At 63.1% G+C, this 14,301-nt stretch carries 12 protein-coding genes; 7 read left to right on the top strand and 5 right to left on the bottom strand.

Features of this window, described 5'->3' with window-relative positions; genetic code table 11:
* The 3 genes from QCE48_RS11575 to QCE48_RS11565 form a co-directional block, all read left to right on the top strand.
* Window positions 1-361 (top strand): phospholipase D-like domain-containing protein (locus QCE48_RS11575; RefSeq protein WP_309794145.1); only part of this gene is annotated, 361 nt, incomplete at its 5' end.
* A 3-nt stretch (window positions 362-364) separates the two neighbouring features.
* Complete coding sequence (locus QCE48_RS11570; RefSeq protein WP_309787714.1) at window positions 365-1,648, top strand: sel1 repeat family protein; 1,284 nt, start codon at window positions 365-367, stop codon at window positions 1,646-1,648.
* 25 nt (window positions 1,649-1,673) lie between these two features.
* Window positions 1,674-2,882: a sel1 repeat family protein gene (locus QCE48_RS11565; protein ID WP_309787715.1), complete on the top strand. Its 1,209-nt coding sequence runs from the start codon at window positions 1,674-1,676 to the stop codon at window positions 2,880-2,882.
* 50 nt (window positions 2,883-2,932) lie between these two features.
* On the opposite strand, the gene QCE48_RS11560 is transcribed toward QCE48_RS11565, so the two are convergent.
* The 3 genes from QCE48_RS11560 to QCE48_RS11550 all read right to left on the bottom strand — a co-directional run bounded on the left by QCE48_RS11560 (window position 2,933) and on the right by QCE48_RS11550 (window position 6,314).
* Window positions 2,933-3,472, bottom strand: coding sequence for an integrase arm-type DNA-binding domain-containing protein (locus QCE48_RS11560; protein ID WP_309787716.1), 540 nt, complete (start codon window positions 3,470-3,472; stop codon window positions 2,933-2,935).
* A 65-nt stretch (window positions 3,473-3,537) separates the two neighbouring features.
* Complete coding sequence (locus QCE48_RS11555) at window positions 3,538-4,743, bottom strand: glycosyltransferase (protein WP_309787717.1); 1,206 nt, start codon at window positions 4,741-4,743, stop codon at window positions 3,538-3,540.
* A gap of 89 nt (window positions 4,744-4,832) precedes the next feature.
* Window positions 4,833-6,314, bottom strand: coding sequence for a hypothetical protein (locus QCE48_RS11550; RefSeq protein ID WP_309787718.1), 1,482 nt, complete (start codon window positions 6,312-6,314; stop codon window positions 4,833-4,835).
* Between the two features lie 509 nt (window positions 6,315-6,823).
* On the opposite strand from QCE48_RS11550, the gene QCE48_RS11545 reads away from it, so the two are divergent.
* Window positions 6,824-7,984 carry an acyltransferase gene (locus QCE48_RS11545; protein WP_309787719.1) on the top strand — a complete coding sequence of 387 codons (1,161 nt, stop codon included), beginning with the start codon at window positions 6,824-6,826 and terminating at the stop codon, window positions 7,982-7,984.
* Window positions 7,985-8,063: 79 nt separating this feature from the next.
* On the opposite strand, the gene QCE48_RS11540 is transcribed toward QCE48_RS11545, so the two are convergent.
* The gene (locus QCE48_RS11540) at window positions 8,064-9,278 is read right to left on the bottom strand and encodes a glycosyltransferase (protein WP_309787720.1); all 1,215 of its coding nucleotides are present in this window, start codon (window positions 9,276-9,278) and stop codon (window positions 8,064-8,066) included.
* A 406-nt stretch (window positions 9,279-9,684) separates the two neighbouring features.
* On the opposite strand from QCE48_RS11540, the gene QCE48_RS11535 reads away from it, so the two are divergent.
* The 3 genes from QCE48_RS11535 to QCE48_RS11525 all read left to right on the top strand — a co-directional run bounded on the left by QCE48_RS11535 (window position 9,685) and on the right by QCE48_RS11525 (window position 13,135).
* Window positions 9,685-10,932 carry an oligosaccharide flippase family protein gene (locus QCE48_RS11535; RefSeq protein WP_309787721.1) on the top strand — a complete coding sequence of 416 codons (1,248 nt, stop codon included), beginning with the start codon at window positions 9,685-9,687 and terminating at the stop codon, window positions 10,930-10,932.
* Entirely contained in the window at window positions 10,932-12,020 is a 1,089-nt protein-coding gene (locus QCE48_RS11530) for a glycosyltransferase family 4 protein (RefSeq protein WP_309787722.1), read from the top strand. Before QCE48_RS11535 ends, QCE48_RS11530 begins: the two co-directional genes overlap by 1 nt.
* Window positions 12,021-12,313: 293 nt before the next feature.
* On the top strand, window positions 12,314-13,135 hold the full coding sequence (locus QCE48_RS11525; RefSeq protein WP_309787723.1) for an alpha/beta hydrolase: 822 nt from the start codon (window positions 12,314-12,316) through the stop codon (window positions 13,133-13,135).
* Between the two features lie 21 nt (window positions 13,136-13,156).
* On the opposite strand, the gene QCE48_RS11520 is transcribed toward QCE48_RS11525, so the two are convergent.
* The gene (locus tag QCE48_RS11520) at window positions 13,157-14,266 is read right to left on the bottom strand and encodes a glycosyltransferase (RefSeq protein WP_309787724.1); all 1,110 of its coding nucleotides are present in this window, start codon (window positions 14,264-14,266) and stop codon (window positions 13,157-13,159) included.
* Window positions 14,267-14,301: the final 35 nt, after the last annotated feature.

Here is a 14,301-nt window from a genome sequence, read left to right as displayed (position 1 = left end):
GCCGGACTCGCCAGCGGGCAGCACATGGATGCCGGTCTACGTTCATAGCAAGATCATGATTATCGATGACGTGTTTCTCACGCACGGTTCGGCCAATGTGAACCGACGAAGTATGCAGGTGGACAGTGAGTTGAACATCTGTCACGAGAGGATGGATGTGACGCAGCCGTTGCGCAGGCATCTGTGGAATATTCATACGAAGGGGTTTCAAGGCGCGGCATCGGACTCCATAGAAACGGCTGCTCAAGGCTGGCAGTACATCACTAGTCAGAATGTAATGCGGAAGAAAAACGGTGATACACCGCTTGCGTCAGTCGTCGGCTTCATGTGGACCTCTTCAAGTCGGCTGCGACTGGACTGAACGATGAAGAAAATTACATCAATTGCAATCTGCCTGGCGCTTGCGCTCTGCGCCTGTTCGAACAAGGATAATCCAATGCCGACCCAAGCCGAATGGAGCGCCGTGCGCGCGCAACTGGCTTTCACTTGTGTCCATGAGGCGGATCATCTGCCGCCGCTCGACCCGCAGGCCGATACGCTGTTCAAATACGCGCTGTTTCTGGAAAAGAAACCCGGCCCGAAAGACTACGATTCGGCGGCCCGCTACTACCGGATCGCCGCCGCGTATGGTCATTACAAGGCCAACCACAACCTGCAACTGCTGGTCTCTGCGGGACAGGCATCGTCCCCTCATGCGGCCACGGAGGCAGTTGATCTAGCCGAACAACTGATCGCTGCGGGCATCCCCGGTGGCTACTACGATATGGGTCACTACCTTCAACTCGGTTACGGTGTGAAGCAGGATGAGAAGAAGGCGCGGATTTATATCCGCAAGGCAGCGGACCTCGGTAGCAGGGAAGCGCAGTACTACGTGGGGGATTTGCTATCCGGTAAAGATCATGCTCCCGACATCTCGCGGCAGATGATGGAGTGCGCCGTCGATCAGGGATATGGCAAGGCTGGCAGCTATCTGGGCATTGACCTGATGAACAGCAAACTCTATGCAGAATCAGTCAACGCGTTCCAGAAGGGGGCGCGCGCGGGCGATGTCCAATCCGCATTTGCGCTGCAATATGGCTTCGATACCGGTGATCCGTCGAATATCGCTTCCTACATTGGGCAGTCGAAGGACCCTGAGCGCTCGCGCCGTTATGAGTTGATCTGGAAGTTCCTGGACAGTCGCGACGGCCTCAATCCAAAGGTCCCGGACATCGACCAGATCGTGCCCCTGCCGCCCGCGAAGCTGCCAGAGTGGGACGGCACATTCCAATGGCAGAAGGAACAGGATGCCGCGAAGCCGCCGCAGAAACCAGACGACAAACTGGTTGAACGTCTCGCCCGCGAAAAGCGCCTCGATCCCGCGACCGGCCTTCCTCTTACGCCTGTGAAAAGCGCGAAAGCCGAGCGCGTGCCGTTGGGTACGGTGGCCCGCACAGGTGAAGTCTGTCCGCAGGATGGTGTGTGGCACGAAAAGCAGTGGGCGTCGGTCAGCTATGACGCGATACGACGCTTTAGCAAAGGCGAAACGATGCCGCAGCTTGTCGTCAATAACCGTCGCCCGATCCCAGGTCTCGATGCCTTGCTCGGTATGCGCGTTCATCGTATCGATGCGATATGGAGCCTTGTGTCCTATGACGAGCAAGCGTAGTGCAAGACGGCGGCTGGACTGAACGATGAAGCAAAGCACATCATTTGCGATCTCTCTGGCGCTTGCGCTCTGCGCCTGTTCGAAAACGGATACTCCGACGCGGACCCAAGCCGAATGGAACGACATGCGCGCGAAGCTGGCTTTTACCTGCGTCCACGAGGCAGACCATCTGCCGCCGCTCGACCCGCAGGCCGACACGCTTTTCAAATACGCGCTGTTTCTCGAAAAGAAACCAGGGCCGAAAGATTTCGACGCAGTGGCCCGTTACTACCGGATCGCCGCCGCGTATGGTCATTACAAGGCCAACCACAACCTGCAACTGCTGGTGTCCACCGGACAGGCATCGTCTCCTCGCGCGGCCACGGAAACGATTGACTTGGCCGAACAGCTTATCGCTGCGGGCATTCCCGGCGGCTATTACGACATGGGCCACTACCTCGAACTCGGCTACGGCGTGAAGCAGGACGAGAAGAAGGCGCGGATATACATCCGCAAGGCAGCGGACCTGGGTAGTCCCGAGGCACAGGCCTACGTCGGAAAATTGCTTGAGCCGAAAGATCGTGCGCCTGAAATTGCACGTCAGATGCGACATTGCGCAGTCGATCAAGGTAATCCTGACGCGGCTAACGAATTGGGCATTGATCTTAAAACCGACAAGCTCTATACGGACGCCATTAATGCCTTTCAGAAAGGTGTGGCATCCGGGGACCCAATGTCCACGTGGTTCTTGCGATTCGGTTTTGACACGAATCCATCGGACGAGATGTCTTACATCGGACAGCCTAACGATTCTGAACGCTCGCGCCGCTACGGTTCGATCTGGAAGTTCCTCAACGACCATGACGGCCTGAATCCAAAGGTCCCAGACATCGACCGGATCGTGCCCCTGCCGCCCGCGAAGCTGCCAGAGTGGGACGGTACATTCCAATGGCAGAAGGAACAGGAAGCCGCGAAGCCGCCGCAGAAGCCAGACGACAAACTGATTGAACGTCTCGCCCGCGAAAAGCACCTCGATTCCGCGACCGGCCTTCCCCTTACGCCTGTGAAAAGCGCGATAGCCGAGCGCGTGCCGTTGGGTATGGTGGCCCGCGCTGGCGAAGTTTGTCCACAGGATAGTGTGTGGCACGAAAAGCAGTGGGTATCAGTCAGCTATGACGCGATACGACGCATCAGGAAAGGCGAAACGATGCCGCAGCTTGTTGTCAATAACCCCCCGCCTGATTCCAGGTCTTGAACCGCGCTTATCGGCTCAACGCAGCATCTGCATCGGCGTCTTGAAGGCAATCACGGCCATCGGCGTGCGACCGCTCGCGGATATCTTCGAGAGCGCGGCGTGCACGTCTGACGCGTGGGATGACGCAACTCAATGCATTCGAAGGCGGGCGCAAGGTGCTTGTTCCCGAGGAACTCGACATAGGCGCCGCCGTCCTTGCGACCGTGGCGACGCCAGCGCTTGATCGCGATGGTCGGATGCCACGCGGCGTAGAGATCGGCGATCGTCATATCGTCGCCTCTAGCGCGCGCTTTGGCGCCGGCGCGTTTTTCTTCGGCGGGATAGTCGCGCTTGTCTTTCGCTGCGGCCTTGATTGCCGCGACCTTCGCGAGCGCCTGAACCAGCGTAAGCTGTCCCTCCGCCTTGCCGAACGCGCCGATCGCTTGCTCGCTCTTGGTGTTATCGATCGAGTAGCGCGCTTTCCAAGCCTTGGCGCCAGTAGGTGACACAATCAGCCGTAGGCCCGATGCGACCGCCAGCTTGACGGATTTGTTGGTCCTGTAGACGTCGAGATATGGACCACTAAGAAAACAAGTTTCGTAGAAACGCAAGCGCATCAGACTGCGTTCAACAAATCAAGCCAAACCAAACCCAAACCAAGCGCCAGCCACCACCTTCACGGCTTGAACGAAGCCGCCCGAGGCCGCTCGCTCATCGCCCGATTGCGGTGATGCGCGCCGTGGCGCAAAAGCCGCACCAGATCATGCGACATCGCATCGACGGTAAAGCGCTTCGTGAACGTGGCGAGCGCCTGCGCACGCATCTTCGCGGCATCGGCGGCGGGCAGCGTGAGCCAGCGGCGCAGCATATCGGCGGCACCTTCCACGGTGTCGGTCCCGACGATGCCCGCGCCATCCGCCTTCACTTCGCGCCAGATGTTGACCTTGTCGGAGATCAGCACCGGCAGTGAGCAGCCGAGCGCCTCCGCCACCGCGATCCCGAAGTTCTCCTGATGCGACGGCAGCGCGAACGCGTCGCTTGCATGGAACGCGCCCCACTTGACATCGCCCGCGAGCATGCCGGTCCACGTGATGCGTTCCGCGATGCCCAGCTCGCGCGCGAGCGTCTGCAGTTGCGCGCCCCATTCGCCGCCATCGGGGCCGGCCATCACGAGATGCGCGTTTGCATCGAGATCGCGCACGGAAGCAAAAGCCTTGAGCAGCAGATCGCAGCCCTTTTTCTCGTGGATGCGGCCGAGAAACAGGATCAGGCGCTTGTCGACAAGTTGCGGATACGCGGCAAGGAAATCCGCGCGCAGACGCTCGCCGTCGCCCGGAGGCGGATTCGTTCCGAACGCGACGACTTCCTCGTTCGCGCGATAGAGCCGGAACGATTGCCGCGCGAGCACGCGCTCTTCCTCGGCAGTGAAGAGGACGCGCTCCGCATCGCGCAGCACGCGATATTCGGCCCACGGCCAGTAGAGCGATTTCTTCAGATGCTTGAGCGGATAGGTGCGCTTGAACCACGGGTCGAGCATGCCGTGCGGGAACACGTAGTACGGCACGCCCATGCCGCGCAGCGCCTTCCACGCGGCATAGCTATGGTATTGCCAGAGGCCGTTGACGATCACCGCATCGAAGCGCGCCGCGTGGTCGCGCAGCCACGGCACGAGGCGCGGACACAGCCCGTAATTCCCCTTCGACGGCCCGAGCGCGTGCACCTTCAGCGGAAAAGCCGCGAGCCAGGGCGCGTGCGGATCGTCGAGCGTCACGACTTCGACGTCGTGTCCCATCGACTTCAGGCTGATCCCGCTCTGGCGAACGCCTTCCGTAGGGCCGCCGGCGCGGGGGTCGATGGTCGAAAGCAGATGGAGGATCTTCATGTGCATGTACGGGTTGAACCGGTAGAAGCAGGAACGCGGCGCGGCGCCGTGCCCCGCGCGGATGCGTCAGGGCAGGCGCCGGATGTCGGTCAGCCGAGCGGCGCGAGCGTGCTCGAGCCGGAAGGCGGCTGGTGTCGTCCATGCGTCAGGGACGGCGTCTGTGCCGGATGCGACGGCAGCATCTCCGGGCCGCCTTCGCCCACGCCCGGCTCGAACGGACCGTATTCCGGACCGAAATTCGGGCCGAAATTCGACCGATAAGACGGCCGGGCCTGCGCCGGGCCGCCCATCGCACGCAGACGCATCGCGTGAGCAATGCGCCCGTAGCTCGCGACGAGCAGGCCGAGCGCAACGCCGAACACGAGCCCCGAAAAACGGTTGCCGAGCGGATTGCCGCCGACCGAAGTCGCGGGCAGCGAGGCGAGCACGAGTAGCGCGCGGCCGAGCACCGGCAGGTAGAGCACGTCGGGCGCGCGACGGCGCCACGCGCGATAGGCCTGCGAGCCGCGCCACAGCGCGAAGATCACGCCGATCGGCAGCGCGAGCCCGAACAGGATGCCGCCCGCGAACAGCTGATAGACCCAGAAGTTGTGGCCGGCCGCCCATTCCTTGATCGCGTAGAAATCCTTGGCGCTCATCTGGCCTGCCAGGTCCGGCAGGTAGGTGGGCGAATAGCGATAGTCGTGGCCGTATCCCATGCCCGCGAGCAGCGACACCGCCGACGAGGTCGTCTGGTCGTACTGGTCCTTCATTTCGGCGAGACGCGTGATCGTGGTCGGATCGCGCCCGGATTCCGTTTCCGCCGAGAAGAAGATGCGCTGCGTCCAGTGCTCCGCGACGGTCGGGAACACGGCGGCGGCCGCGAATACCATGCCGATCAGCAGCACGCCGATCATCGTGGCGCGCGCGCCGGCCTTGAGCAGCAGGCGCGGCGATGGCGCGGCGAGCCAGGTGGCGAACATGAAGAGCAGCACCGTGCCGACGAGCAGGCTGCGCGTGACGCTCAGGAGCTCGATCACGACCGTCACGAGAAAGAGCACGACCGACATCTTCGTGAGCCGTTTGGCGACGACGAATTCGTGCAGCAGCAGTCCCTGCAGGCAGAGGAAGGTCACGGAGACGATCCGGAAGCGGACGTTCTCGAGGCCGCCGCCCGTCGCCCAGCCGTAGGCGAAGCTGAAGAAGAGCGAGATGACCATCGACCAGAACATCACCTTTTCGATCTGCTCGAGGCGCTCCTGATTCCACGGATGACATCCGACGAAATAGCCGAGCAGCATCAGCAGAAACGGCAGGATGACGCGCAGGTAGTTGCCCATGTCGTTGCCCTGCACGAGCTGCGTGAACACGCTGCCCACGATAGTGACGAGCAGCGCGGCAGTGATGAAACTGCGCAAGCGCGAGCGGCGCGCAAAGCGCGGCGCGATCAGCATCAGGGCGATGCCGCCGGCAACCGTCGGGACCACGAGCAAAATCTGCAGGATCTTGCTGGACGATTCTGCCCCCTTGAAGTCGAGCGCGAGGGGCAGCAGGAACATCCACATCCAGAAGAGGGCGTATTTGTTGCGCATATGGTTCTCTCTCGGCTACTTGCTCTTTAAGCTCTTCATGGCGGCTGCGAGGCCGCTGCGTACTCGGCAACCCATTGTCGCGCTCCATTGGAACGCAGTCACGGACTCCCGGGTACCCCCGTATTTGTGGGTCGAATATATCAGCGGCATAAAGCGCACGCCGTCGCGGCGGCGCCTAAGAACTAGCGTTCGGCGCGAAACGACTGACGCCCGTGTGCGCCGCACCACGCTTGAGGCGAGCGTGCTGGACGAGGGCCAGCAGAAGTGTTGCGGGTCGAACATTGGTGCCGTGCCGATGTCCGCGAACGACAGCATGTTGGCGGATCAAACCGGCATTCTCGGCAGAAGATTCATAGGCCGGAAAGCTCCGAGAAGACGCCAGGTAAAAAGCGCTTGCGGCACGCTGTCCGAGCCGTCGGGCGCGTCGTCCAAAGGTCCGTCGCAGCGATACGAGGCGGCATTGCCAGGACCGTCATTAAACAAAGACCTTCGAATAATAGGGGGAGGCCATGGGCTTGTTCGGCGCGAAACGCACGCAAGTGGCGAAGCCGGCATCGAATTGCGCACCCGCGCGATCGATCGAACTCGATTTCATCCGCGGAATCGCGATCATTGCGGTAATGGGCTACCACTTCCACTCGTATCCGACCGGCAGCGCGCTCATTGCGGCGATCGAAATGCCGCTGAAAAGCTTCGGCCACGAGGGCGTCAACCTGTTCTTCACGTTAAGCGGCTTCCTCGTCGGCGGCCTGTTGCTCAAACAATATTCGCAGGACGGTCGCATCGACGCGGGACGCTTCATCGTCCGGCGGATGTTCAAGATCTGGCCCGCGTATTACGTGCTGATCCTTTTTCATGTGTTTGCAGGGCGCCATCCGACGAGCACCTTCCTCGTCCAGAACCTGACGCACATGCAGAACTACTTCGGGTCGTCGATTGCGCAGACATGGAGTCTCGCGGTCGAGGAGCACTTCTACTTGTTCCTGCCGGTGCTCCTGATCGGCTTTGCGCGGCTCAAGCTCAAGGCGAACGCGATCATCGGCGTGCTGTTCGCGATCTGCATGCTGGTGCTCGTCGCGCGCAGCGCGGCGGTCGCGAACGGCGACCTGAACGGCACGTTCTTCTACACGCAATACCGCATCGACAGCCTGCTCTTCGGCGTGCTGCTCGCGACGCTCTACTGGCTCAAGCCGGCCGTCTATCGATCGATCGCCGCGCGCAAGAAGGCGCTGATCGCGGCGGTGGTGCTGCTCGTCGCGTGGCTCGTGTTCGGCACGCGCAATGTCGCGCTCGACCAGAGCATCGGCTACACGCTCCAGGCCATCGGCTTCACGGCGCTCATCGTGCTGACGATCGAATACTCGGGCTCGATCCGCGATTCGTTCATCTATCGCGGCATTGGCTGGATCGGTCTCTACTCGTATGGCATCTATCTGTGGCATTCGCTCGCGCTCGCACCCGGCGACATCCTGATCCGCAAGGCGGCGGCGCTGGGCCTGCCGGCCATCCCGTCCTGGGCGTTCATCATGGCGGCGCAATTCGCGATTGCGATCGGTGTGGGCTACGTGACGACGCGCGCCGTGGAATTTCCGTTCCTGCGCATCCGCGATGCGCTCTTCCCGGCGAAGCGCAAGGCGATCGAAGTGCCTGCGGCGGGCCACGTTTCCTGAAGCGGTTGTTTCGCAGACCGGAAATATGAAAAGCGGCGCATGCGCCGCTTTTTTCATTGATGCGAGATTCGCCAGGCTTTCAGGCAACGGCCTGCCGCAGCGTCTGCTTGAACTGGCTGAGCGTGTTGCGTTCGAGCAGATGCTGGGCGCCCGGCGTCGCATGCGGCGCACCGGCGAGCACGGCATCGAGCGCGCGGTTGATCGTCGGCGGGCTCAGGTCGTCCACGACCGGGCCCAGTTCGCCCGTGCGGCAGAACCAGCCGATGAGTCCGTCGGCCGTGGCGACCACCGGCTTGCCGAAGCGATACGCCTGCACCAGCACGCCGCTCATGCCGTAGTGCCCCTTGTAGCCGAGCCACACGACATCGCATGCCGAAAAGAGGTCGAGCTCGGTCTCGCTCGAAATGAAGGTGTCGAGCACGACCGGTTTCGGCACGATCTTCGCGGTGACTGCCGCGAGCGTCGAGCGCACGTCCTCGTCCTGCGCGCCGGCGATCACGAGCGTCGGCGCGTTCGCGTCGGCCGGACGCGCGGCAAGCGCCGCAGCCAGTTCGAAGACGCCCTTGCGATCGTTGATCGCGCCATACACGAGCACGTGCTTGCCGCTGCCGAGGCCGAGCCGCGCCTTCGCGAGCTGCGGTTCCGCCGCGCGCGCGTCGGGGAACGGATCGGCGAGATATTGGATCGCAGCGGCCTGCTTCGGCGCGCGGGCGTCGCGGTGGCCGATGTCGGTCCACCAGTCGGCGAGCGTCGGATCGATCGTGAGGAGCGTCCTGAGTCCGGGCGCGCCGATCGCGCGCATGAAGAGGAGCGCCTTCGCCGCATTCACGAGCGGGCGGCGCGGTGCTCTCACGCCGACCTGCTCGTGATGGAAGTTCGAGCGCATCGTGATGCCGACCCACGGCGTCACGCCGAACGGCGAACCGAGAAACGGCAGCGCGAGAAAGAAGTAGTCGACGTAGGGCACGACGACGAGCGCGACCCGGTGGCCGCGGCTCGCGATATCGAAGGCGTGGCCAAAGTCCTGATGAAAGCGCGCGTAGCTGATCGACGACAGCCGCGACGACAGCCCCCGACGTTCATTGCGGCCCGGCGGCGCGACGAATTCGATCTGCAGTTCGGGGCGGTCTTCTTCGCGGATCTTCCTCGCGAGCGGATGGCTCGCGTTGAGCGGGTCCGTGACGATCAGGCAACGATAGCCCGCTTCCATGTAGGCGTTGGCCGCCCATTCGGCGTAGCGCCAGCGGTGGCCGCTGAAGTTCGGCTCGATGATGAGGACGGTGTCGTTTGGCATGCGTCGGTGGTATCCGAAAGGTGAGGAATCGCGGACCGTACTTTTGCGCCATCGGGCGCGGGTGCGGTGCATGAAGGATGCATGAGCGGCATTGAGCCGACGAATCCAACACTAGCATTGCTTGATAAGCAGCACGCGCCAATTTCCCGCGATTTTCGGCGTCAGAAGACAGTGGCGAAGCCCACACGATGTGAAATTTCGGGCCGATTTCGACTACGCGTTGGCGTCCATTGGGGACTTTGCCACGATACCTTTTGCTTACTTCGTGGAAAAAGTACGAGCGCACGGTCGTGGCGCCGAATCACACCACTTTGAAAGCGCGCCTTCGCGCCCCCTGCGAGCCCGTCGGTCCGCACGGCGCAAGGCGCAGCGGTCCGGAACCATCCAGTAGCGCGGGGAATAATTAGTGAGATCAGTCCGGCTTCCATTCTTACCGGCGCGCGCGCGATTCGATCACGATGCGGCGTTTTGGGTACTGCTTCAACAGGTCGTCGTGCGCGGGTTCGTCGCGGTCAAGTTTCTGGCGATCGGGCGCATTCTCGGCCCGGAGGCGATCGGCGCGGTCAGCATCGCGCTGCTCGCGGTCGCGATCGCGGAGTCGCTTTCCGATACGGGCCTCGCGCAAGCCGTCGTGCAAGGACGCGACGCGCCCGATTCCGGCGAACTGAGCGCCGTCTGGGCGACGCTCACCGCGCGCGGCGTGCTGATCGGCATTCTGATTGCCGCGCTCGCGCCTTTCATGAGCAGCCAGTTTCACCTCGGCGGCTCGATCGGGCTCCTGCTGCTCGCCGCGCTCCTGCCGATCCTGCGCGGCATCGCCTCGCCGGCTTACTTCATCGTCACGCGGCAACGTGGCTTTCAGAAGCTCGCGGGCGTCGAGACGTCGGTGGCGTTCACGGACTGCGCCGTCGGCCTCGTCTGCGCGCTCGCGGGCCTCGGCGCGTATTCGGTGCTGATCGGACTCGTCGCGGGCGAGGTCCTCAAGACGACGCTCACCTGGACCACGATGTCGCCGCGCCCGCCGCTGCGTCTGAAGTTTTCCGGCATCGGCCATTACGTGAACTTCAGCCGCTGGATCTGGGCGGGCAGCGTGGTGAACCTGCTCCTCAACCAGTTCGACAAGGTGATCGTCGCGAAGCTGCTTGGGCCGCTTCAGCTCGGCGCGTACCAGATGTCGTCGAAGCTCGCGCAGATGCTGCTCGCCGATGCCGCCATCGCGATGTCGCAGTATCTCTTCCCGACCTTTTCCGAACATCACCGCCGCGACGTGCAGTCCGCGCAGCGCCTGTTTCGCCGCTATCTCGTGCTCGCGGCGATCGGGCTTGCGCTCTTGGTGATCGTGCTGCGCCTCGTCGCGGAGCCGCTCTTTCAGCTCGTGCTCGGCACGGCCTGGCTGCCTGCCGTGCCGCTCTTCAAGATTTTCGTGATCAACATGGCGATCGGCGCGGTGATCGCGGTGCTGGTGTCGTGGCTGCGCGCGGTGGGCATGCCGAAGGTGGCGACGCACGCGTCGATCATCCAGGCGATCGTGCTGTGCGTGACCGTGCCGGTCGCGACGCATTACTGGGGCGTTACCGGCATCGCCTGGGCGATGACCGTCGGACTGGGGTCGGCTGCGGGCTGGATGCTCTTTAGAATTGTCAGGGAGGCGTGATGCGCATACTTCACCTGGTTCTGGCTCCGCGATTGTCCGGCGCGGAGGTGCTGGCGAAGGATCTTGCGATCCATCAGCAGCGCGGCGGCGAGACGGTCGGCGTCACGGCGCTCACGCCGGCTCACGACGATTTCGGCCCGCTCTGCGACGAACTGACCGAAAACGGCGTGCAGTGTCTCTTCCCGGAGCGGATGCACGGGCGCGTCGGCAAGCTGTGGAATCTCTACCAGACCGTCAAGGGTTATCGGGCCGACGTGCTCTTCGCCCACGCGACGATCCCCGCGTTCTATGCTCGGACGCTGCCGCTCAAGGTGCCGGTGGTCTACGTGATGCATTCCGCGACCAACGACTTCGAGAGCTACGTGTTCCGCCGCGTCGAGCGGATGCTGTCGCGGCGTGCGCGGGCGGTGATCGCCGTGTCTCCGACGAACATCGACGATTACGTCGGCGCCGTCGGCCGCCATCCGTCGATGACGCTGATACCGAACGGCGTCGACATGGCGCGGTTTGGCCGGCGGCCGCTCGCGGGCATCGAGGACGCGGACGGCGCTTTACAGATTGTGCAGGTGGGACGTTATACGTCGGTGAAGAACCAGCTTTCGACGGTCCATGCGTTCGAGCGCGTGGTGCAGACCGTGCCCGAGGCGCGGCTTTTGTTGTGCGGCGTGATCGAGGACCCGGCGTATCATGCGGCCGTGGGCGATCTGGTGTCGAAGCTCGGGCTTTCTGCGCGCGTGACGCTCGACGGGCCGCGCTCGGACGTCGCGGACCTGTTGCAGCAATCGCGCGTCTTCGCGATGCCGTCGCGTTCGGAAGGGCACAGCATTGCGTTTCTGGAGGCGCTGGCCTCGGGCGTGCCGGTGGTCGCGAGCACGATCCGGCCGTTCAGTTTTGCTGCCGATTTTCCGGGCGTCCACCTTTGCGATCCCGACAATACGACCGCCTATGCCAGCGCGCTCGTCGAGGCGCTCGGGGACCCGCGGTCGTTGCGACCGCTCGGCGGACTGACGCTCGCCGATACGGCGGCGCGGTATCTCGCGGTGGCGCAGGAAGTTACGCGGGGGATGCCGCGGACGGCGCCGGCGTGAGGTTTTTTTGTCTGCCGGCTGATGGGCTTGTGCTTCTGTGGAACTTGCTTTCTTTGCGGTCTATTAGCACTGCCCCGGACAGGGGCAGAGCCAATAGACCGACGCGAAAGCAAGTTCCCCAACAGAGAAGCGCAGAAGCACCGCACGGTGTCACCAGCGCCCGCCCTCGGCAACGCCGGGCCCCTGGTCCCTGAAACTTTCCCCCAAATGAAGCACGATGCTGCTTGTGCCCGTCGCGAGCGCGCTGTCCGGCACGAGACCCGACCGTTGCACCAACCAAGGAGCTTCGCAAGATGAGCACGATCAAGACGAAAGATGGCACCGAGATCTTCTATAAGGACTGGGGCAGCGGCAAGCCGGTGGTGTTCTCCCACGGCTGGCCGCTCGATGCCGATGCCTGGGATCCGCAAATGCTCTTTCTGTCGCAGAAGGGCTATCGCGTGATCGCGCACGACCGGCGCGGCCACGGGCGCTCGGGCCAACCGTCGGAAGGCAACGAGATGGACACCTACGCCGACGACCTCGCCACGCTCCTCGACACGCTCGACATCACCGGCGCAACGCTCGTCGGCCATTCGACGGGCGGCGGCGAAGTCGCGCATTACATCGGCCGGCATGGCACGAAGCGCGTCGCGAAGGCCGTGCTGATCGGCGCGGTGCCGCCAATCATGCTGAAGACCGAAGCGAATCCGGGCGGCCTGCCGATCGACGTGTTCGACGGCATCCGCGCCGGCGTCGCCGCGAACCGCTCGCAGTTCTACAAGGACCTCGCGATGCCGTTCTACGGCTTCAACCGCGACGGCGCGAAGGTGTCGCAGGGCATCATCGATCTGTTCTGGCTGGAAGGCATGCGCGGCGGCATGAAAGGCCAGTACGAATGCATCAAGCAGTTCTCGGAAGTCGACTACACCGAGGATCTCAAGAAGTTCGACATCCCGACGCTCTTCCTGCACGGCGACGACGACCAGATCGTGCCGATCGCCGCCGCGGCCGAACTGGCGTCGAAGATCGTGAAGGGCTCGACGCTCAAGGTGTATCCGGGCGGCCAGCACGGCATGTGCACCGTCGAGGCGGACAAGGTCAACGCCGATTTGCTCGCGTTCATCGAGTCGTAACGACGCGCGTCTTCGCCGGCCCTATTTCTTCAGCGGATGGGGCCGGCGGAACACCAGCCAGCGCGGCACCTTGAAGCGCACGATGCTCATGTAGAGCCACACGTAGGTCGCCGCGAACACGACAACGAAGCAGAACAGATGCAGCGTGTGGCGCCAGAAGAGCGTCGCCGGAATCACCGCGACGAGGCACAACAGCCAGAGGTAAGGCGACGTCAGCGAATTGCGGCGCGTGAGTTCGCGCGCGTTCTGCGCGCCGACTGCCCAGCGCATCAGCCGCTTGTAGACGAGCATGTGCAGATGCACGCCGTCCGGAATGCCCGGCGAGATGCCGCGAATGAACTTCTTCCGGTAGATCGAGAAGCACGTCTCGAAGATCGGATACATGAAGAGCAGCACCGGAAACCACGCGGAGACGTCGCGGTTGCGCATCACGAGCATGATCGCGAGTTCGGCCAGCATGAAGCCGACGAAGTAAGCGCCGCCGTCGCCCAGAAAGATCAGCCCCGCCGGGAAGTTCCAGATGAAGAAGCCGATCACCGCGCCCATCATGATGAGCGACGCGGACAGCACGATCGGGTCGTGCACCTGGAACGCGACATACGCGAGCGAGGCGAACATCATCACGGCGACCATCGACGCGAGGCCGTTGAAGCCGTCGATGATGTTGATCGCGTTGGCGAGCGCGGCGACCGCGAGCACGGTGACCACGCATGAAATCACCGCATACGAGAGCAGGAAATCGAGCGGCGGCACGCTGATGCGCGTGACGTGGATGTCGAGCACGGCGTAGGCGAGGGCGGCCGCCGCCATCGTGCAGACGAGGCGCACGAGCGGGCTCACGCGCTTAGTCAGGTCTTCGATCAGGCCCGAGAGGAACGCGGGCAGGCCGCAGCCGATGATCGCGAGAATGCCCGCCGACACCACCGGATACGCCCAGTGCAACTGGATCGCGGAGGCCGACAGGCCGCACAGGATGCCGACGCCGCCAATGCGCGGCACCGGCCGCGTGTGGAATTTCTGGACGCCGGCGAGATCTGTATCGCCGATGAATCCTTCATGCAGATGCGCGAATCGCACGATCAGAAGCGTGACGAGAAGCGAAACCAGAAAAGCGAGCGCGAAACTAAGCATGAAGAATGACCGTTGATATGAAGCGGACCCGAGCG

The organism is Caballeronia sp. LZ024 (assembly GCF_031451455.1).
Lineage (GTDB): Bacteria > Pseudomonadota > Gammaproteobacteria > Burkholderiales > Burkholderiaceae > Caballeronia > Caballeronia telluris.
The sequence above is the reverse complement of the archived record's forward strand: the minus strand, read 5'-3'. Positions and strand labels throughout refer to the sequence as shown.